This is a genomic window from Blautia sp. HA8986, assembly GCF_056504635.1.
In genome coordinates this window covers 78,044-102,478 of record NZ_JBWLUQ010000001.1, presented here as the reverse complement: position 1 = coordinate 102,478, position 24,435 = coordinate 78,044, and the positions used below count along the sequence as shown (strand labels likewise).

Here is a 24,435-nt window from a genome sequence, read left to right as displayed (position 1 = left end):
ATATCTTATATAATAGGAAAGAAAAAATTGGGAAAGGGAGTGTTACTATGTATTCTTCAGCAAACACATTATGGGTCCTCGTCGGTGCCGCACTGGTCTTCTTCATGCAGGCTGGCTTTGCAATGGTTGAAACAGGATTCACAAGAGCAAAAAACGCAGGTAATATCATCATGAAAAACCTGATGGATTTCTGTATCGGAACTCCGGTCTTCTGGCTGGTTGGATTCGGCATCATGTTCGGTGCAGGAAACGGTTTCTTCGGTAAGATCGGAGGAATCGCCTCAGAGGCAAACTACGGAAACGCAATGCTTCCGGATGGAGTTCCTTTCTGGGCATTTCTCATCTTCCAGACAGTATTCTGTGCTACCTCTGCAACTATCGTATCCGGTGCCATGGCAGAACGTACCAAATTCATTTCCTACTGTATCTACAGCTTACTGATCAGCCTCGTTGTATACCCTGTATCCGGCCACTGGATCTGGGGCGGCGGATTTATCAGCCAGATGGGATTTCATGATTTCGCAGGTTCCTGTGCCGTTCATATGGTAGGTGGTGTTGCTGCACTAATCGGTGCCATCATCCTCGGACCTCGTATCGGAAAATATTCCAAATCCGGTAAATCCAGAGCGATCCCGGGACATAACCTTACTGTTGGTGCACTTGGTGTATTTATCCTCTGGTTCTGCTGGTTCGGTTTCAACGGTGCATCCACTGTCAGCATGGAAGGCGATGCCATTGTAAGCGCCGGAAAAATCTTCGTAACAACAAACCTTGCAGCTGCCGTTGCAACTGTAACGGTTATGCTGATCACATGGATCCGCTACAAAAAGCCGGATGTTTCCATGTCACTCAACGGTTCTCTTGCAGGACTGGTAGCCATCACAGCAGGCTGCGATACCGTATCTCCTACATCTGCAGCTATCATCGGAATCATTTCCGGATTCATTGTAGTATTTGGTATTGAATTCATTGACAAAGTTCTCAAAATTGATGACCCGGTTGGTGCTGTTGGTGTTCACGGTCTCAACGGTGCTTTCGGAACTCTTGCTGTAGGTCTTTTCTCTGACGGTGCAGGTACCGAGTGGAAAGGTCTCCTCACAGGCGGTGGTTTCCACGGCTTCAGTGTTCAGTTTATTGGTATGGCTATTACTATCGCATGGGTTGCTGTTACTATGACAATTATCTTTCAGGTGATCAAACACACCATCGGTCTTCGCGTTTCCGCTGAGGAAGAGATTGCAGGTCTGGATGTGAAAGAGCATGGCCTTGCAAGTGCATACGATGGATTCTTTGTACAGGATACCATGACAAAGGCTCCGACTCCAATGGGAACTTCCGTAAAAGCCCCTGTTGTAAAACACGCTCCTTCTGCTCCTGCTGAATCTGTTCCTGAGATTCCGGCAGACGGCGTACACAAACTGACAAAAGTTGTTATCATCACACGTCAGAACAAGCTGGATGAATTTATGCAGGCCATGAACGAGATCGGCGTAACCGGTATCACTATCACAAATGTTATGGGATGTGGTGTTCAGAAGGGTGCTCCAACCTACTATCGTGGTGTTGAGGTTGACATGAACCTCCGTCCGAAGGTTAAGATCGAAATCGTTGTAAGTCTCGTACCTGTTCAGAAGGTTATTGATACTGCAAAGGCAGTTCTTCATACCGGCCAGATCGGTGATGGTAAAGTCTTCGTTTACGACATCGAAAACGTAGTAAAGATCCGTACCGGCGAGGAAGGCTTCCTGGCTCTGCAGGATACAGACGCATGATCCTCTTATAATCAAAACAGATAAAATCTTTCTACGCAATATAAACCAAATAAAAGCCAGAAAAGATCCGGAACAATTCCTTAAATGTTCCGGATCTTTTCATATATTATTCTCTTCTCAATCTCGGCAGATTCCACCGATAATGCGCTGCCAGATACCGGATCAGGATCACCACTACCGTTCCGATCACCATAGCCGGCACTCCACCCCACAGCCTGTATATCCAAACACAGGCAATGGCACCTACAATAGATGCACAGGCATAAATATGGCGCACAAAAATATATGGCGGTACTCCTGCCATCATATCACGGATCAGACCGCCGCCAACTCCTGTGACAGTCCCAAGAAACACAAGAAAAAAAGTTCTTCCCATATATCCCTGTGAAATCCCCTTATCAACACCCATAACAGTAAACACGCCAAGTCCAACCGTATCCATCACCAGCATCACCTTATCATAGACCAGCCGGTTCCCGCCTTCCAGAAGCTCCTGTTTCCAGTACATCACTGCAAAAACAATACAGGACGTCACTGTTGCCACAATGGTATACAGCGGATCCTGAAACATTCCCGGCGGCACGATTCCCAGGATAATATCCCTGGTAGCTCCTCCTCCCACTGCAGTCACCACTCCAAGAACGCAGACCCCGAAAATATCCATTCCCCGCTGCGCTCCCACCATAGCTCCGGAAGCAGCAAACGCAATAGTTCCTGCCATCTCCAGCATAAATGTAAACATACTCTGATAATCCATTTCCCCCTCCACACATATCCGGCTGTATTCCATGTTATCTTAGTACTTCTGACTACAACCGGTTTTTCACCTCATCCCCTTATTTCCACAGGGTGCAAGAAGGAACCCTGGCACGCAGGATTCCTTCTCTTATTTTTATAATCACTTTTCTTATTCTAACAGAAATTCATCATTCTGTACATCTTTTCTTTTTCATATTTTACAGATTTCACACTTATCATACGCGCCGATTTTAACCTTTTACTCCACCGAGAGCCACACCTGCAACAATATACTTGGACAGGATCAGATAAACCACGATCAACGGGATAATTGTAACAAACAGTCCCACATAAACTACGCCATAATCTGTACGGAACTGATTGGAACTTAACAGCTGTACAAACATTGGCAACGTCTTCTTAGAATCAGAAGTCAGCATGATAGTCGGTGTAAACAGGTTGTTCCACTGTGCGATAAACTGGAAGATCGCCTGTGTTGCAACTGCAGGTTTCATGATCGGCATGATGATCCGGTTAAAGGTATGAAGCTCACCGGAACCATCAATCCTGGCCGCCTCGATCATCTCAATAGAAAGAGTACTTTCCATATACTGCTTCATAAAAAATACCACCGCCGGCGTTGCGATCGTCGGGATAATCAGTGGAATGTATGTATCCACCAGCTTCAGATCCAGCATAAAACGATAAAAACCGATAATGGATATCTGGCTCGGTACCATCATGATCGCCATGATAAACGCCCATGCAAGTTTTTTCAGCTTAAAATCATAAACAAAGATTCCATAAGCTGTCAGAGAAGAAAAATATACCGAAAGGATCGTTCCCGGAACTGTGATGGTAAGGGAGTTCAGCGCTGCTCTCTGCAGAGTGATCTGCATACCATTCTGCTTAATCATCAGGTTCTTCCAGTTCTCCAGAAAATGGGTGGAAGGGATCAGTGAAATTCCGGATTTGATGGCATCGGAACTTCTTGTCGCATTCATTACCAGGAGGAGGAACGGTCCCAGTGCAATGACGCAGAACAGGATACAGATGATTGTCCTGACCTGTGTTCTGTGCTTCAGGGAAGCACTGTAGCTGTCTTTTGTTTTACTCATCTCTTTCCACCTGCCTTTCTGGCCTTCTTCATCCTTCTATCATCCTTGTCACTCATAGATGCAAAAAGGATCAAGCTGACGATCAGCGTTACTGCAAAAAGTATAACAGAAACTGCTGCCGCCTTACCAACGTCACTGTTGTAGAGACGCATGATATACATAGCCATTGTAGTTGTCTTATCATCCGGAAGTCCTACAAGACCGGTCTCCGGTACATTAAACAGTGCCGGGATATCGTACATCTGCAGACCACCGATAGCAGATGTTACCAGTGTATAAAGCATGATCGGCTTCAGAAGCGGAAGTGTGATATAACGGAATTTCTCAAATCCGGTCGCCCCGTCAATATCTGCCGCCTCAAATAATCCCGGATCAATTCCAAGCACACCGGAAATCAGAAGCAATGTAGTATTTCCAAACCACATCCACCACAGGATTCCGGAGATCAGTCCGCGGCTTCCTGCTACGCTGGACATGAAATCGAAATTTTTCGCGATCACTCCCCAGTCCTTAAGAGTCTGGGTGATCGGTCCGTACTGGGAAAACAATGCTTTAAACAATACGGAAACAGATGCCGCTGTGATAATACTTGGAAGGTATACAATAACTTTCACTGCACCGGTTCCCTTAACTTTTACCTTCTGGTCTGTCAGCCATACTGCCAGAAGAAGAGATACCAGGATCTGCGGAACAAAGTTGAAGCCCCACATGATCAGTGTGTTTTTCAGGTAACTGAGGGCATAGGGCCGTTCACCTGCTGCAAGGCCAAGTACATTGAGGAAATTCTGGATTCCGGCAAAATCCACGAACTCTCTTCCGTTCCGCTTATAATAGGAAAGGGTACTGTAATAAAATGTATTTATCAGCGGCCAGAGCTGGAACAACAGATATGTGATAAAGAACGGCGCTATGAAAAAATACCCGTATTTGCCGTAGCTGATTTTTTTCTTTTTCTTCTTATCCATAATTTCCCCTGTCAAATGTGCCGCCCCTTCTTTTTCAGAAGAAGCGGCACCGCTTAATTATCTCTCAATTCAGTTACAATCAGATATCGTCCCTGTTCCTTTATTTACTCAGTTTTCAGGTAAGAGTATGTGTCATGGATGGAAGCTTTCAGATCAGAGATTGCTGTATCCAGATCCTTCTCGCCTGTTGCATAAGCTTTTGTCTGAGTATCCAGAAGTGACAGGATCTGCTGGTCTTCTGCTTTTACCATAGAAGCATCAAGTCCGTCTGCCAGTGGGAGGAAGAACTCCATGAAATTCTGTCCTGCATCTTTATAGAGGAATCCGTTTCCGTCTGCAGATGCACCACTCTCGATAATCTTGTTGATTGCTTCTGTGTTGTTTACATAGTCAGAATTCAGCGCATTGATCGCTACCATTCCATCCGTATCACAGGTAAAGTATTTCATGATCTTTGCTGCAAGGTCAGGATCAGAGCACTCAGTTGTAGCTGCAAGGCCTGTGCCGCCCCAGTAGCACTTATTCTGTGCAGGAACAAGAATCGTATTCTCTTTCCATGTGTCACTTAAGCACCAGTATGTGAACCACGGGCATCCCATGTATGCAAGTGCTGCATTGCTGGATTCTCCGTCACCGTCCATGTTTGCATACCAGTCAGCACTCCACTGGTCTGTATTGTAAGTAAGGTCATCATCATAAAGTTTCTTAGCTGTTTCCAGATATGTTGTGATATTGTCATCCAGTGTGATCACATCATTATCATCATAGAAGCCCTGGCTTCTGGAGTTTGTAAGAGAACGTTTCAGCTCATCATAGCCTGAGAACAGTTTACATTTTCCACCGGAAGCATCGTTTACTTCTTTTGCTGTTGCAAGGATGGTATCCAGATCTTTAAATTTCTCTGCGATAGCTGCCGGATCTGTTGTTCCAAGATATTTCTCTGCCAGATCTGCACGAACCTGATAGCATCCAGGAGTTGCCTGCCAGAACAGTGCTCTTACGTTGCCGTCCGCATCAGTTCCAAGATCCAGATCGTATTTGTACATATTCTTGTAATCATCTTCTGTGATTCCAAGATCTGCAACGGATTTAACCCAGTCACTGTTTACATATTTCTGCACATAGTCAACCTCAAGACCCATAAGATCCGGATACAGCTCATTGCTGGTATCGTCAAGCATCGGATCAAGTTTTCCCTGATAATAATCAGATCCACCTGTATTTACAAATACGATCCTCTTATAGTCATCCGGATAAGCTTCCTTGAATGGCCCATCAAGGATTTTCTTGATATCATCGTTCCATCCCCAGATAACGAACGCATCTTCTGCACTGGAATCACCGGTGATCTCATTATCCGGAGTCTCTGCTTCCTCTGCAAATGCCGGAACTGCACTTACTGTCATACCTGCCATCATTGCTGCTGCCAGTACAAGGCTCATCATTTTTTTCTTCATGCTGCTACCTCCCTATTATTCATCTTCTCTTTTTAATCGCACTGATCACTGATTGATATTTTTCACGGATGCTCCTCTGAAAAGCGTTCCCTCTATCACGTATCGATCAATCAGTGTTGTTTTCGGATGTTCCACCAGATCGATCAGCTTATCTGCTGCTATTTTTCCGATTGCTTCCGTATCCTGACAAAGCGTTGTAAGCTTCGGATCCAGGATCCTAGCAACCATGATCCCATCGTAACCAGCGATGGAAATATCTGCCGGTATCCGCATCCCTCTGTCTCGGATCTCGTTGATTCCACCAAGTGCCGAATAATCATCCGGATAAAGAATACAAGTAGGCGGTGTTTCGAGATTCAGTAATTTCGCCGTTTCCTCGGCCGCCCGGTCAGCATCTCTGTACGGAATCTCCCTGATATATTCTTCCGGAGGTTCTACTCCGAAACTCTGGAGTGTCCTGTAAAAAGATGTCACACGGTTTCTTGTAACGGAAGAATCTTCTCCGTGGATATAAGCGATCCGTCTGTGCCCCTGTTCATATACATAGGTCACAAGCTTCTCGATTCCACTTATATTATTAGAAACAACTGCAATCCTTCCATCAAAAACATGGTCAATGGTAACGACCGGTATGTCTGAACGTACAAGTTCCTGAACCTCATCAGAATAGAAGTTCACACAGGCGATGATCACTCCGTCTACCCCCCGGTAACGACAGTGTTCATAATAACTCATCTTCCTCCCCGAAACTCTTCCGTTGGTAAAGGTAATGTCGTACCCCCTTTCCTCTGCTTCCCGTTTGAAGCTCTCCAACACATGGTTGAAATAATCGTGCGTCAATCCGCTTAATGCTTCATCCACAAACAGTACTCCGAGATTATAGCTTCTCTTAGTCTTTAATGCTCTGGCTGATGAGTTGGGAAAATAGCCCATCTCTGCAGCTGTCTTTAATATGAACTTCCTTGTCTCTTCGCCAATGTCTGTGTACCCGTTTAAAGCTTTACTGACTGTTGCTACCGAGACATTGCACCGTTTGGAAATTTCTTTCATGGAAACCATAGGCATGTCTCTCTTTCTTGCTTTTTCCTAAATCGTTTTCGTAGCTTTATTGTACGTTTATTTGTACAAAAAATCAAGCTATTTTTTCGTTTTTTTAGATATATTTCATTTTTCATTAGTAATGTACGAAAATATCCTTGTGCATTTTTATACTTTTTAATCCCGAACCGTTTCGGATAGCGAAATTTTTCGCGAAATTTAGTTTTTCACAATAGTGCTTCTGCTTTTCTACGTTTCGAATCACGAAAAGTTGATTTCGTTTACGAAAAATCGGTTGATTTTCTTATATTTATTCGCTATACTGAGTATGTCAATGGAAATTATCAATTTCAATCATCTAATATTCTAAACTTATACGTTTTCGTAGCATAATTTTCTTGCTTTTCATTTTCCCAAATCAATAATAACCGGTAATTCATTTTCAAAGGAGGATTTATATGAAATTCGGACATTTCGACGATGAAGCCCGCGAGTACGTCATCACCACTCCACGCACCCCACTGCCATGGATCAACTATCTTGGATCCCAGGACTTTTTCAGCCTGATTTCCAACACCGGCGGAGGCTATAGCTTCTATAAAGATGCCAAGCTACTCCGCATCACCCGCTACCGTTACAATGATATCCCAAACGATTCAAACGGAAAATATTACTATATTAACGATAACGGAACCATCTGGAATCCTGGATTTATGCCGTCCCGCACAAAGCTTGATTCCTATGAATGCAGACACGGAATGGGATATACCCGCTTCAAGAGCAATAAGAACGGACTTGGAGCAGAGCTTCTGGCGTTTGTACCTGTAGATGCCGCCTGTGAGGTCAATCTTCTCACGCTGGAGAACACCTCCTCTGAGGAAAAGAATTTCTCTCTTTTCTCTTATGTGGAGTTCTGTCTCTGGAATGCCATGGATGATATGACCAACTTCCAACGAAACTTAAGCATTGGCGAAGTCGAGATCGAAGGAAGCACCATTTATCACAAAACCGAATACCGCGAGCGCCGCAACCATTACAGCTTCTTTACCGTAAACACACCTGTTGACGGTTACGATACCAGCCGTGATGACTTCCTGGGGCTTGGAAACAGCAATGCAGTTCCGGATGCTGTCCGCGACTGTAAATGCCGCAATTCCGTTGCAAGCGGATGGTATCCGGCTGCAGTCCACCAGATCAATCTCACCCTGAAGCCAGGAGAAAAGAAATCTCTCGTATTCCTGCTTGGATACTGCGAAAATCCGTCAGACAACAAATGGGAAAAGCCTGGTGTGATCCGAAAAGGCGGCGCACATGAGCTGATCCGGAAATTCCACACTGAGGAGCGGGCTCTTGAGGCCTTTGCCCGGCTGAACCAGTACTGGACGGAGCTTCTCTCCCGATATACTGTACAGAGCAGCAATCCTCATATCAACCGTATGGCCAATATCTGGAACCAGTATCAGTGTATGGTAACATTTAATATGTCCCGTTCTGCCTCTTACTATGAATCCGGAATCGGCCGTGGCATGGGATTCCGTGATTCCTGCCAGGATCTTCTCGGCTTCGTTCATCTGATCCCGGCAAGAGCAAGAGAACGAATCCTGGATATCGCTTCAACACAGTTTGCAGACGGAAGTGCTTATCATCAGTACCAGCCGCTCACCAAGAAGGGTAATCTGGATATCGGAAGCGGTTTCAACGATGATCCGCTGTGGCTGATCGCTGCAGTTGCTGCTTATCTGAAAGAGACAGGTGATACCTCCATCCTGGATGCACAGGTTCCGTTTGACTGCAAACCAGGTACTGAGGAGCCGCTGTTTGAGCATCTCCGTCGTTCCTTCCGGTACACAGCAGACCATCTTGGCCCACACAAGCTTCCGCTGATCGGACGTGCTGACTGGAATGACTGCCTGAACCTGAACTGTTTCTCCTCTGAACCAGGAGAACCTTTCCAGACAACAGGCCCGTCCGAGGGACCGGTCGCAGAATCTGTATTTATTGCAGGTATGTTTGTAAAATACGGAAAAGAATTTGCAAAGATCAGCAAGATCTACGGCAATGACCAGCTTTCCGAAACAGTATCAAAAGAAGTACAGAATATGTACCAGGCAATTCTGGATGCAGGCTGGGACGGAGAATGGTTTCTCCGTGCATACGATGCAAATTCCGAAAAAGTCGGTTCCTCTGAATGTAAGGAGGGTCAGATCTTTATTGAACCACAGGGATTCTGCGTTATGGCAGGTGTCGGTGTAGAAGAAGGCCTTGCCAAAAAAGCTCTCGATTCTGTAAAAGAACGTCTTGACACCAAATACGGTGTTATGATCCTCCAGCCGGCTTACAGCCAATATTATCTGAACCTTGGTGAGATCAGCTCCTACCCGCCAGGATATAAAGAAAATGCAGGTATCTTCTGCCATAACAATCCATGGGTTTCCATTGCAGAAACGGTGATCGGCCGCGGAAACCGCGCATATGAGATCTACAGCAAGACCTGCCCATCCTGCATTGAAGATATCAGCGAGATCCACCGCACAGAGCCTTACGTTTACTCCCAGATGGTAGCCGGTGCTGATGCAGCCCGCCACGGAGAAGCCAAGAACAGCTGGCTTACCGGTACTGCTGCCTGGACTTTCGTAAATCTTTCCCAGGCAATCCTTGGAATCTGTCCGGATTATGAAGGCTTACGCATTGATCCATGCGTCCCGGAAAGCTTCGGCGACTTTACAATTACCAGAACTTTCCGCGATGCTGTATACCACATCGAAATTAAAAATCCGTCCAACATCCAGAAGGGCGTTACCCATCTGAACGTAGACGGAACCGAGGTTTCCGGAAATGTGATTCCTTATGAAAAAGACAAAAAAGAATATTTTGTAACAGCTTATATGGGATAAATTCCATCAATAATAAAATAATCTTTTCAGACGCAGCCTGGCTATGGCATACCAGGCTGCGTTTTTTCACATACATAAAAAAGCTCCCACACACTGCTGTATTTGGGCCATATGTGAAAGCTCTTATATCTGTATTCTTATTTATTCTGCTTCGATCAGAAAGCCTCGTCTTTTCAGCATATCCTGGATCATATCCAGAATCTCTTCTGACTCGGCCTCTACTTTATGATAGTGATAATCAGACGTAATATTTTTCAAAGGACTGGACTTTCCATTTCGGATGTCCTCCATAAAGTTCTCAACCTGGCGTCTGGATCTGATATTCAGTTCTGCCTCAATATGTCCGTAAACTCTGTGATTCACCATTACATTGATCACTTTTCCGCCAAGATCCACAATCCCGCAGAGCTCATTCTCCAGATCTGCATCTGTATGATGCACTTTGAATATCCGGCTCACAGTATGAGGAGCATTGAAAATATATCCCCTGTTGGTGGATATCACGTCGTTCCCTTCTGCGCGTATCAGCGCAATATCCTGCACGATCACCTGTCTGCTGACCTGAAATGTTCTGGCCAGAGCACTTCCCGAGACCGGCCGGTCACTGTTTTTAATTTGATCCATGATCGCTGTCCTGCGTTCTGAACCAGTCATTTAAGTTCCCCTTTCCTGGCTGTACCTGTACTTTTTATTCCGATATCTGTCTCCTTCATTCTCGCGATATCTCCCACCCGGTTCAGATATTACCTGTTATGCCTCTGCTTCCGACAATTCTCGCTTCTTTTTTTCTGATATTCCGGATATTTCCTGTCACAGCACTCGGTATTTTGCAAAATTCCGTGATCTTCAGGAAAGCGGATGAAGATTCTTAAGTGAAATATCAAGAATCGGTGCGGAATGTGTTAATGCACCACTTGATACATAGTCTACACCAACATCCCTGATCTTTGCAATATTTTCTTTTGTAACATTTCCGGAACATTCTGTTTTCGCTCTTCCGTCAATGAGTTTTACTGCTTCTTTCATCATTTCCGGAGTCATGTTGTCAAGCATGATGATATCTGCTCCAGCTTCAACAGCTTCTTTTACCTGAGCAAGAGTTTCCACCTCAACTTCGATCTTGCGGACAAAAGGAGCGTACTCCTGTGCCATTTTTACAGCATTTGCAACGCTTCCTGCCGCTCCGATGTGATTGTCTTTCAGCAGAACTCCATCAGAAAGATTATATCTGTGGTTCTGTCCGCCGCCTACGCGAACTGCATATTTCTCAAAAATACGCATATTCGGCGTTGTTTTTCTGGTATCCAGTAAAGTGATCCCTGTTCCCTCAAGAAGAGACGCAACCGAATGTGTGTAAGTTGCGATTCCGCTCATTCTCTGCAGATAATTCAGTGCTACACGCTCGCCGGAAAGAAGCACGCGGATATCTCCGGTAACTTTTCCCATTTTCTGACCTTTTTTTACTTCATCACCGTCTTTACAGAACAGCTCTACTTTTGTATCAGCATCCAGAAGCGTAAATACACGGCTGAAGATTTCCAGTCCCGCAATGATTCCATCCTCTTTACAGATCAGGTCTACCTCTCCCGGAACTGCTTCTTTCATAACAGAGTTTGTAGTAACATCTTCGCTTGAAATATCTTCTTTTAAAGCCTCCAGGATCAGATGATCTACCTGGAGTGTCATTGTAATTTTATTCATTTTACAATACCTTCTCTTTCTTAATTATCATAGCAGCCCCGTTCTCTGAAACAAGGCTGCTCCCGTCTTTCATAATATGGATATTTAATATTGCAGGCTGCATTCACGCCGCACCTGCAGCACTTTTCTTTTCTGCGGATATTGCTTTCGCCGCGCGTTTTGCAAACACAAGGCTTTCCAGCAGGGAATTACTTGCCAACCTGTTCGCTCCATGTACACCGTTGCAGCTGGTCTCTCCCACTGCATAAAGCCGGTCCATACTGGTCTTGCTGTCAGAATCCACCCAGATTCCTCCCATGAAATAATGCTGAGCAGGAACAACAGGGATAGATTCCTTTGTCACATCATAACCTTCTTCCAGACATCTCTGATAAATATTCGGAAAATGATTCAGGATCGTATCTTTATCAATATTCTCCATGGAAAGCCATACGTGATCTGTTCCTTCTTTTTTCATTTCTTCCCGGATTGCATTTGTTACTACATCTCTTGGAAGAAGTTCATTGACAAACCGCTCTTTTTTACTGTTATAAAGTACTGCACCTTCTCCGCGGACTGATTCTGAAATCAGAAATCTTCGGCCTGGTTTCTTGGAATACAGCGTTGTCGGATGGATCTGCACATAATCCAGATGTTCCAGACGCACATTATGTTTTTTCGCAATATCAAGGGCATCACCTGTGAGATGTGGATAGTTGGTGGAATGCTCATATCTTCCTCCGATTCCACCGCTTGCCAGAATCGTATCCTGTGCATAAATTTCTACCTGAATCTCTCCGCCTGGCTGGATTTCCTCCTGGATTTTCACAGCATTTCCAGCTTCCATTGCTTTCAGACGATCTCTGTTACCTTCCGCGGAAACAGCCTTTAAGCCTGCACATTTGTCATTTTCCACAAGAATATCCTGCATGGTAGTATATTCCAGAATTGTTACATTATCAAGCTTCAGCACCTGCTGGAGAAGCTTTTCGGAAATTTCTTTTCCTGTGATATCTTCATGATAAAGAATCCTCGGCCTGGAATGTGCACCTTCTCTTGTATAGGCAAAATCATCTCCATCCATCTTGAAATCCACACCATATCCAACAAGGTCATTAATGATGTCCCTGGAGCCTCGGATCATAATGTCTACGGATTCTTTTCTGTTTTCGTAATGTCCTGCCTTCATGGTATCTTCAAAATAACTGTCGTAATCATTTTCATCACGGAGCACGCAGATTCCACCCTGTGCCAGGAAAGAATCGCTACTTCTCATATCCTCTTTTGTGATGATCACGATCTTTTTATCCCGCGGAAGTTTCAGCGCACTGAACATTCCTGCAACACCTGTTCCGACGATCACTACATCTGTTTTAATTTTCATTGCATTTCGCCTCTCTGTCTCTGTTTATTTTGCCAGTTCCAGCATCCGTTCCAGCGGTTTCTTTGCTTTTTCACGAGTCTCATCTGTTACATGCACTTCATTCTCTCCTGTTTTCAGAACATGGAGAACTTTTTCCAGAAGTACTTTTTTCATGTTTTTGCAGACCGGAACCGTTTCTGTGAAGTAGAATTTTTTATCCGGGCAGATGGTTTCCAGCTTGTACTGAACGCCGCATTCTGTGCAGATGATAAATTCTTTGTTATCGCTTTCCTGCGCATATTTAATGATCCCGGATGTGCTTCCGATATAATCAGCCTGTGTTAAAACTGTCTGCGGACATTCCGGATGAGCCAGAACCAGTGCATCCGGATGGTCCTCTTTCGCTTTTTTTACTTCTTCCGGATCCAGAAATTCGTGGACAATGCAGAATCCTTCATTATAAATAAAATTCTTCTCAGGAACCTGCTCTGCAATAAAGTGTGCAAGATTTCTGTCCGGAATAAAAAAGATATTTTTGTTCGGAAGTGCCTTCACGATCTTTACTGCATTTGCGGAAGTAACACATACATCTGAAAGCTCTTTCAGTGCTGCTGTGGAATTGATGTAACAGACAACTGCTACATCATCATATTCTTCACGCACTTTACGGATGCCTTCCTCTGTTGCCATATGGGCCATCGGACAGTCTGCATCCATTGCAGGCATCAGAACGGTTTTGTCCGGACTTAATATCTTTGCGCTTTCTCCCATAAATCCTACGCCGCAGAACACGATGATCTTCTCTTTCGCGCTGGCTGCGATCTTGCTCAGATAAAAAGAATCTCCTATATAATCAGCTACATCCTGTACTTCCGGACGCACGTAGTAGTGCGCAAGGATGATGGCATCTTTTTCTTTTTTTAATTTCTGGATTTCTTCTGCAACTGTCATTATCTTTCACCTTTCCTGCAGGATTTTTTTGAATTCCTGCTTTTGCTTTCTGGTCTTTATTATGCAGATACTTCTGATCTGCTTTTTTATTATCATGTAGCTTTTTCAAAACATCTTACACATAATACCACAGTCCTTTACATGTGACAAGACAGTTGTTTGATATATGTAAAGTTTTTGTAAAAAAGGCAGCAAAAAACACGGTTTCCACAATGAAACTTTCATCCTGGAAACCGTGTTCCTGCACGCATTCATTATTTACCCAGCAGTTCTCTTTCAATCCGCTCTCTTGCTTCCGGTGCCTGTTTATCCATCTTCTCAGGGAATCCAAACATGGAAACGCAGGCAATACTATCGCCGCCGGCTTTCGGCGCATCTGGTTTCAGCTGCTTGTTGGCGAAATCCATTTCTCTCAATGTCTCAAAAATCCCGTCAAAATCCACATCTCCTTCGCCCATAGCCAAATGCTGATGTACAGTCACATCTGCTTTTCCACGTCCATTAAGCCACGGTGGATTCAGAATATATCTGCAGTCCATAGTCTGGTTAAAAGTATCTGCAAAGAGCACATGTGTCAGCTCATCGCCTGCATATTTCAGCATGGAACGCACATCACCTTTTCCTTCATCATAGAAGAATCCATGCGGAGAAGAATATACGTATCCAAGGTTTGGAGAACGGAACGATTTCACCATATCACAAGTCTCATTATTCAGCTCGCAAAAATCATACGGATGGGACTGGATTTCTACGCGGATGCCCTCACGCTCAATCAGCGGAAGCAGCTCTTCCATGGATTTAAACCACATACCATTGCAGATCTCCTGCTGGTTCGGATCACCGGAAAGCTCTGTATTGATAACTTTTACGCCCATATCTCCTGCGATCTGTATCATACGCTTCCAGTTTGCAACCGCAAACTGCCTCTGTTCCTCTGTCGGACCGGACCAACGGTATACTACGATAAAAGAAGAAATCTCTACACCGGTTTCCCTCAAAGCCTGTCTGTATTCCTGCTCACACTCTTTCGAAAACAGCGGATGCTTATAGAATGGATTGATTCTCGGATGAGGAGACTGTTCAATATATTTGTACCCCCAATCTGCAACCTGATGAACCATACGGTTGATATCCATCTGCTTTGCAAGAACATCTACGTCAAATGCGATCTTCATGATGCATTCCCTCCTTTTTCCTCTTCTTTATTTCGGATATAATCCAGGATCAGACCGGCAGCTCCGGCCGCTCCTGTTTTGGATACATTGATCACCATATCATAATAATGGGGATCGTCTCTGCGGATTCCGGTAAACTTCTCATAGTATTCATTTCGGATCTGATCACGTTTTTTCAGCTCTCCAAGAGACTGACCTTTATAATATTCCTGTCCCTCTTTTTCCCGGTAATCATCATCTGCATAAACGAAAAAGCTGTATGTATGCGGCTCTCCACGAAGCACATAGTTGGCACATCTTCCCAGAAATACACCTGGCCTTCTCTCAGAAAGCTCACGGATGATCCGACTCTGCACTTCAAACATCTGAACACCTGTATAATCTGCTGCCGCACCTGCCGATGAATGTCCATACGGGGAAAACGTAAGCTCACAATCCTCATAATTGTAAGAATCCAGATACTGCTTTACGCTTTCCAGATCTGCTTTCTCCATACCGAACTTTTCTGCCATAAGACAGATGATCTGGCGGTCATAAACCTTGCAGTCCAGTGCTTTTGCAACATCCTCGGCAATCTTTCTTCCACTGCTGCCATACAGTCTTCCGATTGCCACGTTGATCCGGTTTCCGGAAGCTTCCGGTAATGGCATGGACTGGATCTCGCCCTGTACAGATGCAGTTTTTTCTCCAGCTTCTCTCTGGATCAGCTCTCTCATCATCCTGTCATAAACTTTATCCAACTGATAGCAGGCTGCGATTACAAACATCACCACCCAGATTGCTATCGGAACATACAGATAAAATCCCTTGATCACACGGATGGCTTCAGCCGACTGCTCCGCTGCTGTTGCCTTTGTTCCATCAAAATATGCTGCCGAAAGAATTCCTCCCATAATAGCAGAAGTCAGTCCTGAACCTGCTTTCTGGCCCATGCTCATAGACGAGAACATCAGACCCTCCACACGCTTGCCGGTTTTCCACTGGCCATACTCAATGGCATCACTTGGAAGAGAATACTGCACGCCATAAAACGGTGCGATTCCGATTCCTCTCATAATACAGGTTACAACGCCAAGAGAAACGCTGGTAATGTTCATCAGAAACAGAAGCTGTCCTGCAACCCCCAGGATACAGCCGGCACAGATGAGATTTCTTTTTCCATAGCGCGGAAGCACCTTCGGCAGAAGGGCAATTCCTGCCACAGTTGCCAGTTTCTCAGCTGCGGAAAGAGGCATGACGAGGTCTACATTTCCAAGTACATACTGGCAGTAATAGGTAAGGTCCGTTCCGATAATGATCTGATATGCGGTATAAAAGATCATCAGCCCCAGAGCAATGAGAAAATACCGGTTGGTAACAGTTGCTTTAAATGCTTCCGCAAAAGGAATATCTTCCTTTTCCTGTTTTGCTGCTGAAACACGCTCTGTACAGACCATGTAAGTATTCACAAGTACACCGACAGAAATGATCGCATAGCCAGCAGTTACCAGGATCCAGGCCATCTGCTGATTGCCTGTAATATTTGCCACGATATTGATCAGCGGCAGCGTAAACGCAGTAATGATCATACTTGCCGTAATAGACAATACCATGCGGATGTTACAGATCACATCACGCTCACGGCGGTCACGGCTCATCAGAGAGCCCAGTGCATGGAACGGCTGGCTGATAGCAGTGTATACAACCGTATTCATGATATTATAAGTAACAAAAGCATAAATGATCTTTCCCATATTTCCTATCGGCGGCATAGTGAACAGAAGCACCGCTGCCAGCGCATATGGAACTGCAAGTCTTAAAATCCAGATCCTTGCCTTTCCATACCTGGAATGGGTCCGGTCGATAACAGTTCCCATCAGCACATCGGAAAATCCGTCAAAAATACGAGACAAAAGCATGATCATTCCTACTGCACCTGCTGATATTCCAACAACATTAGTATAAAAATAAATCAGCAGAGTTGTAGTCATGGTATACATCAAGGTCAGTGCCGGATCGCCAAAGCAATATGCCAGTTTTTCCGACAACGGAACCTTGATGAATTCATTCAAGTCTTTCCCTTTCTGCTTATAATTCAACAATTCAGGGATTCCCTTACCAGCCATAGTATCTACCTCCTATCGGTTTAAGGTCGGACCTTTCTGAATGAATTATCCGAAATATTTCTGTACAAAATCTCTGGTGACTTCTGCAGCTTTTTTCACATTATCCTCATGGCTCATTGCGTAGTACTCCGGACGGAACTCTTCGATAGTGCATACACCGTCAAAACCAATCTCCTTCAGTGCTGCTGCGATTCCCGCATGATCTACAACACCTTCACCCGGCCACAGTCTCTTATCGTCTCCGCAGGAGCCAAGAGGAAGATCCTCACAGTCATTTAAATGGTATGCAAAAATCTTCCTGCCATCTGCTGCTTTTAAATCTTCCAGGCGTGAACACATCTCATGGAAATGGAAAGTGTCCACAGTAACGCCTACATTATCTCTGTCCACTGCTTTTACTACATCATAAGCTGTCCCAAACTGGTTGATGGAGCAGTTCGGTGCACCACAGAACTCCAGGGAGATCTTCATATCAGAGCCCACTTTGTCAGAAAGGTATCGAAGACGCGCAACTGCTTCTTCTTTAATCTCACTTACAGATTTATCTTTTACATCAAAACTCGGAACTGTGATCAGCATTTTCATTCCGATAGCTTCGGAAACCTTCAGGATAAAATCAACTTCGTCGTCAATCTCTTTTTCCCCTGCCTCATCTCTCTGGTTAAAGAAGATCAGAGTGTTATATGCCCATGGTTTCAGATGATGGTTCTTAAACCAGTCTGCCAGTTCCTCCAGTGTATGCTCTTTAAGATAATCCTTTACACAGTCAAAGCGGATCTCAATATAATCAAAGCCATATTTCTCACACATCTCCAGGTCTGCCATAAGAGACTGTCCTTTACATTCCAGTGCAGTTGCTTCATTAAATCCTAATTTCATCTTCAATACCCTCCATATATTTTTACTTTTCAGTCGATTATTCTGATCGATCTCACCGGAGGATTTCCGCTGCAGCTTCTGTAAAACTGTAGCGGAATCGGACTCTGCCGGTGACTGCCGCCGCAGGCGCATTGGGAAAGCCTGCGACAATAAGCTGGTATGATAACTCACACTTGATGAGGTGGAGTTCGTAATATATATTTATTTATAAAATTCCGGCTTCTCAACTGCTGTGACGATCTTCTCGATCTGACCGGTTTCCTGCGCTTTTACAAGAGCATCTGCAGTGATCGCTGCCAGGTATCCATCCCATGCATTCGGTCCTGTGATTACTCCTGCCTCTGCGTTGTCAACCCAGTCCTGAACTTCTTTATCATAAGCGTCTTTAAATCTTACGAAGCAGTCTGTGTCAATGGCACTGGATACTGCTGCATTTTTACGGATAGACGGATAAGCCGGCTGTGCCATTTTCAGCGCGCCATCCTCACATACAACTTCACAGTTGATGTCATATCCGAACTTGCAGTTTACAAATACTTCCACATCAATGCACACGCCTTTTTTTGTACGGAGCATCATGATCTGCGGATCTTTCAGCTCGGAGTGAGAATATTTTGTCACTCTTGGCATTACTACCTGTGCGGATTCATACTCGTCATCTACAAGCCAGTGAAGAACATCGATCTCATGTATTGCGGTATCGTGCACAGCCATCGGTGTATTATAATTGGTTCCTACCTCCGGATTTCTGTGTGTACAGTGAAGGATCAGCGGCTCACCGTATTCACCGGTTGCAAGTGCTTCCTTGATCTGCTGATATCCCTTATCATAACGTCTCATAAATCCGAGCTGGATAAGATGTTTGCCGGCTGCCTCCTCTGCCTTTACCACTTTCAGACAATCCTCAGCAGTTGTACATAATGGTTTCTCACAGAAAATCCTCTTGCCGGCCTCGATTGCCTGAATAAGGGAATCTACATGTGCAAAGCCCGGAGATACGATAAATACTGCATCTACGCTCTCTGCATTGATAAGCTCCTTACTGTCTGCATAAACTTTTGCTCCACAGATCTGGGCTGCTTTCCTTGCGCTTTCCTCAAATACATCTGAGACAGCTACCACTTCCGCTCCCTGGATTTTCTCTGTCAGTCTTCTGATATGATCTCTTCCCATTCCACCGCATCCGATAACTCCAACTCTTAACATTTTAAATTCCTCCGTTCATTTTATTATTCTGTTTGTTTTTCGTTTCTGTTCTTGATGATGTTATATTATCATTTTGTGCACGTGAACGCAATATCCTTTTTATACAAATTTTCTGATTCAATTTTATGCGTTTTCACAATTCGTTACTTGATTTACAATTTTCTGTTGATTTTTCAAGAGTTTTTAGATGTTTTTTAATTATACAGCTAACAGCAAGTGCTATCTTCCCTGTTCTTTGTGTTAATTATGTAACGTTTTGATGTGTGCACCAGAACGCGCTTTTTTCTTTTCCCTTATACCCCACTATAGTTTACGGAGAATATTGTTGTGTTTTCACACATAAAGAGTTATAATCGTAGATAGATTTATAAAAAATGAACAAGAGCATTTCATTTTCTACGGAAATAAGATGTTTCAGAAAGGAATTACCCCTATGAGCGATTATAATTTAGAAACCAAATGTATCCATTCCGGCTACACTCCTTCCAAAGGTGAGCCGTGTGCACTTCCAGTTTACCAGAGCACTACCTATAAGTATGATACAACAGATGAGATGGGACAGTTATTTGACCTGAAAGCAGATGGATATTTCTACACCCGTCTCCAGAATCCAACCAATGATGCAGTCGCTGCGAAGATTGCCGATCTGGAAGGCGGTGTTGCTGCGATCCTTACTTCTTCCGGACAGGCAGCTAACTTCTATGCAGTATTTAACATCTGTGAAGCAGGCGACCATGTTGTTGCTGCTTCCACAATTTACGGTGGAACGTTCAATCTTCTTGCTGTTACCTTTAAGAAGCTGGGAATTGACTGCACATTCGTTGATACAGATGCCAGCGAGGAAGAGATCGCAGCTGCATTTAAGCCGAATACAAAGGTTCTTTTTGCAGAGACTATTGCCAACCCTGCTCTTGTTGTTCTTGATATTGAGAAATTTGCACGCGTTGCACACCAGAACGGCGTGCCGCTTATTGTGGACAACACTTTTGCTACGCCGGTAAACTGCCGCCCGTTCGAGTGGGGTGCTGATATCGTTACTCACTCTACTACCAAATATATGGACGGACATGCTGTTCAGGTTGGCGGTGCCATTGTTGACAGCGGAAACTTTGACTGGGATGCTTACGGACATAAGTATCATGGTCTGACAGAGCCGGATGAATCCTACCACGGTGTAATATACACCAAACAGTTTGGTAAAAAAGCCTATATCACCAAGGCTACATCTCAGCTGATGCGTGATCTCGGCTCTATTCCGTCTCCAATGAACTGTTTTCTTCTGAATCTTGGACTGGAGACACTTCCGCTCCGTATGGAACGTCACTGTTCCAATGCACAGAAGATCGCTGAGTACCTGAATGCCCATAAAAAAGTTTCCCACGTAAACTATGCCGGTCTTCCAGATGACAAATATCATGCACTGGCACAGAAATATATGAAAAATGGCCAAACCTGCGGCGTTATCTCCTTTGAGCTGACCGGCGGCCGTGATGCAGCAGTCCGTTTTATGGACAGCCTGAAGCTTGCCACAATTGCTACCCATGTTGCCGCTTCTATTACCATGGTCCTTCATCCGGCCAGCCATACACACCGCCAGATGAACGACGAACAGCTGGTTGAGGCAGGAGTTTCTCCTGGAATGATCCGTCTTTCCATTGGTATTGAAAACGCGGAGGATATCATCAAAGATCTGGATCAGGCACTTGAGAATGCCTGATAAAACATATTCAGGGAAGTGTCCGGAATTCCGGATACTTCCCTGTTGTTTCTGATATAGACTCTGTTTATTTTTCTTTTTTTCAGCTTTCTCTTTATCATATACAGTTATTCATCTTTTTCCAACTGTTTGATCAGCTGATTTACATATGTAGAAAGTCCTGCTACCAGGATTCCCTGAGTTACAGATGTAAATACCGCCATGGCAATGTCCTGGCCACCTGTGCAGGAACAGGTGGCAAATACATAGATCCCACATATAAGAATCCCCGCACCTCCCAGTATCAACGGAATATATTTGTCCTTCACAGCCTGGGCTTCCTTCAGTGCGATTCCCATAAAATACAAAGCAACTGCTGTGATCAGCAATTCCGGTTTAATATAATTCACAAATGCTTCCATAAATAACCTGACACTGCAGCTTTGTTTTATTTTATGAACTCTTCTGAAATTTGTTTCACAAATTCTTCAAAATTGCATCACTTTTTGCATAAAAAAAGGCTGCAAACCCTTGAGTTTACAGCCTTTTCCACTATTTTTCGTTATCCGAAATCAGAACTTGCCAGCGTCAGCAGCTTCCTGTACGGAAACAGCTACAGCAACTGTCATACCAACCATCGGGTTGTTTCCAGCGCCGATGAGACCCATCATCTCTACGTGAGCCGGTACGGAAGAAGATCCTGCGAACTGAGCGTCAGAATGCATACGTCCAAGTGTATCAGTCATACCGTAGGAAGCAGGACCTGCTGCCATGTTATCCGGGTGAAGTGTACGTCCTGTACCACCGCCGGAAGCAACTGAGAAGTATTTTTTACCTTTCTCGTTGCACTCTTTTTTGTATGTTCCTGCTACCGGATGCTGGAAACGAGTCGGGTTTGTGGAGTTTCCAGTGATGGAAACGTCAACGCCCTCTTTCCACATGATAGCAACACCCTCTGGAACGCTGTTTGCGCCGTAGCAGTTAACTTTTGCACGAAGTCCCTCTGAATAGGATTTACGGAATACTTCTTTAACCTCGTTCTTATATGGATCATACTCTGTCTCTACATATGTAAAGCCGTTGATACGGGAGATGATCTGAGCAGCATCTTTACCAAGACCGTTCAGGATAACACGAAGAGGTTTTTTACGAACTTTGTTTGCTTTCTCAGCGATACCGATAGCACCCTCAGCTGCTGCAAAAGACTCATGTCCTGCAAGGAAGCAGAAGCAATCTGTCTCTTCCTCAAGAAGCATTTTTCCAAGGTTTCCATGTCCAAGACCTACTTTACGTGTGTCTGCAACAGATCCCGGAATACAGAATGCCTGAAGTCCTTCTCCGATTGCTGCTGCTGCATCAGCTGCTCTTCTGCAGCCTTTTTTGATTGCGATTGCTGCACCTACTGTATAAGCCCAGCAAGCGTTCTCGAAGCAGATCGGCTGAATGCCTTTGATCTGATCGTAAACGTTCAGACCTGCGTCTTTAGTGATTTTCTCAGCTTCTTCGATAGAAGCGATTCCATAGCTGTTTAAAACAGAATTGATCTTGTCAATTCGTCTCTCATATGATTCAAATAAAGCCATTTCCTGTAACCTCCTGATTTTTTCACCTTACGAATGTAATTACTCTTTTCTTGGGTCGATGATCTTAACAGCATCTGCAACACGGCCGTACTGACCTTTTGCTTTCTCCCATGCTGTGTTCGGGTCATCACCTTTCTTAATGAAGTCAGTCATTTTTCCAAGGCTTACGAACTGATATCCGATGATCTCATCGTCCTCATCAAGAGCGATACCTGTAACATAACCCTCAGCCATTTCAAGGTAACGAGGTCCTTTTTTCAGAGTTCCATACATTGTACCAACCTGAGAACGAAGTCCTTTTCCAAGATCCTCAAGACCAGCGCCTACTGCAAGTCCGTCCTCAGAGAATGCAGACTGGGAACGTCCGTATACGATCTGAAGGAAAAGCTCTCTCATAGCTGTATTGATTGCATCACATACAAGGTCTGTGTTCAGTGCCTCCATTACTGTAAGGCCCGGAAGGATCTCTGCTGCCATAGCTGCAGAATGAGTCATTCCTGAACATCCGATTGTCTCAACAAGTGCCTCCTGAATGATTCCCTCTTTTACGTTAAGGGACAGCTTACAGGCACCCTGCTGCGGAGCACACCAGCCTACACCGTGTGTAAATCCGGAGATATCCTTTACTTCTTTTGCCTGAACCCATTTTGCTTCTTCCGGGATCGGAGCGGCACCATGATGTACGCCCTGTGCCACTGGACACATTTCTTCTACTTCGCGTGAATAAATCATTTTAAAACTCCTTTCAAGTATAGATTGACCGATGTTATTGAGAAAAAAAGTTCGATAACACCCTATGGGTATTTTCTCACAAAACCTTTGTTTCGTCCAGTCATATTTGATAATTTTTTGCCATAAAAGGTATATTATTGGAAGTTATCTCTTCAGGTATTATATACCTAACTGTCAAATATTTCTGGCAACTGTTCTATATCTGTGATAATATATTAGCAAGTCTGACCTTGGAGGTGTATTTTTTATGAATGTGTCAGCAGAATCTGTTTTTCCAGAAAAATACCGGATTCTCAGCGGAAGCACGCTGAAAGTGATCGCTGTTGTTACTATGCTGATCGATCATATTGGCGCAGTTCTTTTAAGTATGTATCAACCTGCCCTTAAAACTCTTTTTACACTTTTCGGAAGAGAATACAGTGTGTATCTGATTTTTCGTGATATCGGCCGGGTGGCATTTCCAATCTTCTGTTTTCTCCTTCTGGAGGGATTTCTGCATACCCATGACCGTTTCCGGTATGGCATGAATCTTTTTATTTTTTCACTGATTTCTGAAATCCCGTGGAACCTGATGTTCACCAACACTCTGCGTTATGAAAAACAGAATGTGTTTTTCACTCTTTTCCTTGGGTATCTGGCATTTTGTGCAATCGAACATTTTCAGGCTAAACAAACAATGCAGCTCTTCTGTATCCTGGGACTGCTTGCTGTTTCTGTTTTTCTGAAAGCAGATTACGGATGGCGGGGATATATTTTTCTGCTGATCATGTATTATATGAGAAACGATAAACCGGGACAGGCGATCCTGGGAAGCTGCTGGCTCTATTATGAATGGAGGGCCTGTTTCGCTTTTCTGTCCATTAACATGTACAATGGAGAAAGAGGATTTATCCGCGGAAAAGCGGCGAAATACTTCTTCTACTGGTTTTATCCGGTCCATATTATAGGACTGGTGGTGATCAGGCGGATTTTGTTTTTGTCATAGTGTTAATTTCTTTTCGGGGAATTTTTGTTCTTGACAGAATGGGAATGGGGCCTTTTTCCAGGGAGACACTATGCCGATAGAATTTAAACTGAACAAAA

Annotated in this window: 20 protein-coding genes; 4 read left to right on the top strand and 16 right to left on the bottom strand. The window is 44.3% G+C overall.

Annotated features, from left to right (window positions below; genetic code table 11):
* Positions 1-47 precede the first annotated feature (47 nt).
* Positions 48-1,772, top strand: coding sequence for an ammonium transporter (locus AC04Q4_RS00445; protein ID WP_476388266.1), 1,725 nt, complete (start codon positions 48-50; stop codon positions 1,770-1,772).
* Positions 1,773-1,878: 106 nt separating this feature from the next.
* Here the strand turns inward: AC04Q4_RS00445 and AC04Q4_RS00440 are convergent, their stop codons facing one another.
* From AC04Q4_RS00440 to AC04Q4_RS00420, 5 genes are all read right to left on the bottom strand, one after another.
* Positions 1,879-2,529 carry a trimeric intracellular cation channel family protein gene (locus AC04Q4_RS00440; RefSeq protein WP_044961278.1) on the bottom strand — a complete coding sequence of 217 codons (651 nt, stop codon included), beginning with the start codon at positions 2,527-2,529 and terminating at the stop codon, positions 1,879-1,881.
* A 232-nt stretch (positions 2,530-2,761) separates the two neighbouring features.
* The gene (locus tag AC04Q4_RS00435; RefSeq protein WP_476388265.1) at positions 2,762-3,628 is read right to left on the bottom strand and encodes an ABC transporter permease subunit; all 867 of its coding nucleotides are present in this window, start codon (positions 3,626-3,628) and stop codon (positions 2,762-2,764) included.
* Positions 3,625-4,593, bottom strand: a complete 969-nt coding sequence (locus tag AC04Q4_RS00430) for an ABC transporter permease subunit (RefSeq protein ID WP_476388264.1) — start codon at positions 4,591-4,593, stop codon at positions 3,625-3,627. The genes AC04Q4_RS00435 and AC04Q4_RS00430 overlap by 4 nt, the downstream gene beginning before the upstream one ends.
* A gap of 104 nt (positions 4,594-4,697) precedes the next feature.
* Positions 4,698-6,050 carry a hypothetical protein gene (locus tag AC04Q4_RS00425; RefSeq protein ID WP_195454973.1) on the bottom strand — a complete coding sequence of 451 codons (1,353 nt, stop codon included), beginning with the start codon at positions 6,048-6,050 and terminating at the stop codon, positions 4,698-4,700.
* Positions 6,051-6,095: 45 nt separating this feature from the next.
* Positions 6,096-7,109, bottom strand: coding sequence for a LacI family DNA-binding transcriptional regulator (locus AC04Q4_RS00420; protein ID WP_195454976.1), 1,014 nt, complete (start codon positions 7,107-7,109; stop codon positions 6,096-6,098).
* A gap of 437 nt (positions 7,110-7,546) precedes the next feature.
* Here AC04Q4_RS00420 and AC04Q4_RS00415 point away from each other — a divergent pair, with 437 nt between their 5' ends.
* Complete coding sequence (locus AC04Q4_RS00415; protein ID WP_476388263.1) at positions 7,547-9,982, top strand: GH36-type glycosyl hydrolase domain-containing protein; 2,436 nt, start codon at positions 7,547-7,549, stop codon at positions 9,980-9,982.
* 141 nt (positions 9,983-10,123) lie between these two features.
* On the opposite strand, the gene AC04Q4_RS00410 is transcribed toward AC04Q4_RS00415, so the two are convergent.
* The 8 genes from AC04Q4_RS00410 to AC04Q4_RS00375 all read right to left on the bottom strand — a co-directional run bounded on the left by AC04Q4_RS00410 (position 10,124) and on the right by AC04Q4_RS00375 (position 19,341).
* Entirely contained in the window at positions 10,124-10,636 is a 513-nt protein-coding gene (locus AC04Q4_RS00410; RefSeq protein WP_195454981.1) for a transcription repressor NadR, read from the bottom strand.
* 192 nt (positions 10,637-10,828) lie between these two features.
* Positions 10,829-11,683, bottom strand: coding sequence for a carboxylating nicotinate-nucleotide diphosphorylase (gene nadC / locus AC04Q4_RS00405; protein WP_118625355.1), 855 nt, complete (start codon positions 11,681-11,683; stop codon positions 10,829-10,831).
* 103 nt (positions 11,684-11,786) lie between these two features.
* On the bottom strand, positions 11,787-13,046 hold the full coding sequence (locus AC04Q4_RS00400; RefSeq protein ID WP_476388262.1) for an FAD-binding protein: 1,260 nt from the start codon (positions 13,044-13,046) through the stop codon (positions 11,787-11,789).
* Positions 13,047-13,070: 24 nt separating this feature from the next.
* Positions 13,071-13,976 (bottom strand): quinolinate synthase NadA, encoded by a 906-nt coding sequence (gene nadA / locus AC04Q4_RS00395; RefSeq protein WP_476388261.1) that lies wholly within the window; start codon positions 13,974-13,976, stop codon positions 13,071-13,073.
* A gap of 254 nt (positions 13,977-14,230) precedes the next feature.
* Positions 14,231-15,151, bottom strand: coding sequence for a TIM barrel protein (locus tag AC04Q4_RS00390; protein ID WP_476388260.1), 921 nt, complete (start codon positions 15,149-15,151; stop codon positions 14,231-14,233).
* Positions 15,148-17,256: a glycoside-pentoside-hexuronide (GPH):cation symporter gene (locus AC04Q4_RS00385; RefSeq protein ID WP_476388259.1), complete on the bottom strand. Its 2,109-nt coding sequence runs from the start codon at positions 17,254-17,256 to the stop codon at positions 15,148-15,150. The genes AC04Q4_RS00390 and AC04Q4_RS00385 overlap by 4 nt, the downstream gene beginning before the upstream one ends.
* A 45-nt stretch (positions 17,257-17,301) precedes the next feature.
* Positions 17,302-18,135: a sugar phosphate isomerase/epimerase family protein gene (locus AC04Q4_RS00380; protein WP_173737600.1), complete on the bottom strand. Its 834-nt coding sequence runs from the start codon at positions 18,133-18,135 to the stop codon at positions 17,302-17,304.
* A gap of 201 nt (positions 18,136-18,336) precedes the next feature.
* Positions 18,337-19,341: a Gfo/Idh/MocA family oxidoreductase gene (locus AC04Q4_RS00375; RefSeq protein ID WP_476388258.1), complete on the bottom strand. Its 1,005-nt coding sequence runs from the start codon at positions 19,339-19,341 to the stop codon at positions 18,337-18,339.
* Between the two features lie 433 nt (positions 19,342-19,774).
* On the opposite strand from AC04Q4_RS00375, the gene AC04Q4_RS00370 reads away from it, so the two are divergent.
* Positions 19,775-21,058 carry an O-acetylhomoserine aminocarboxypropyltransferase/cysteine synthase family protein gene (locus AC04Q4_RS00370; RefSeq protein WP_173737599.1) on the top strand — a complete coding sequence of 428 codons (1,284 nt, stop codon included), beginning with the start codon at positions 19,775-19,777 and terminating at the stop codon, positions 21,056-21,058.
* 107 nt (positions 21,059-21,165) lie between these two features.
* Here AC04Q4_RS00370 and AC04Q4_RS00365 read toward each other — a convergent pair whose 3' ends face one another.
* The 3 genes from AC04Q4_RS00365 to AC04Q4_RS00355 all read right to left on the bottom strand — a co-directional run bounded on the left by AC04Q4_RS00365 (position 21,166) and on the right by AC04Q4_RS00355 (position 23,352).
* A complete protein-coding gene (locus AC04Q4_RS00365; protein WP_476388257.1) occupies positions 21,166-21,459 on the bottom strand; it encodes a phage holin family protein in 294 nt (97 codons plus the stop codon).
* Positions 21,460-21,609: 150 nt separating this feature from the next.
* Positions 21,610-22,620, bottom strand: coding sequence for a GGGtGRT protein (locus tag AC04Q4_RS00360; protein WP_015525727.1), 1,011 nt, complete (start codon positions 22,618-22,620; stop codon positions 21,610-21,612).
* Positions 22,621-22,659: 39 nt separating this feature from the next.
* Positions 22,660-23,352 carry an iron-sulfur cluster assembly scaffold protein gene (locus AC04Q4_RS00355; RefSeq protein ID WP_118071121.1) on the bottom strand — a complete coding sequence of 231 codons (693 nt, stop codon included), beginning with the start codon at positions 23,350-23,352 and terminating at the stop codon, positions 22,660-22,662.
* Positions 23,353-23,599: 247 nt separating this feature from the next.
* Here AC04Q4_RS00355 and AC04Q4_RS00350 point away from each other — a divergent pair, with 247 nt between their 5' ends.
* Positions 23,600-24,337 carry a TraX family protein gene (locus tag AC04Q4_RS00350; RefSeq protein WP_173737597.1) on the top strand — a complete coding sequence of 246 codons (738 nt, stop codon included), beginning with the start codon at positions 23,600-23,602 and terminating at the stop codon, positions 24,335-24,337.
* Positions 24,338-24,435 lie beyond the last annotated feature (98 nt).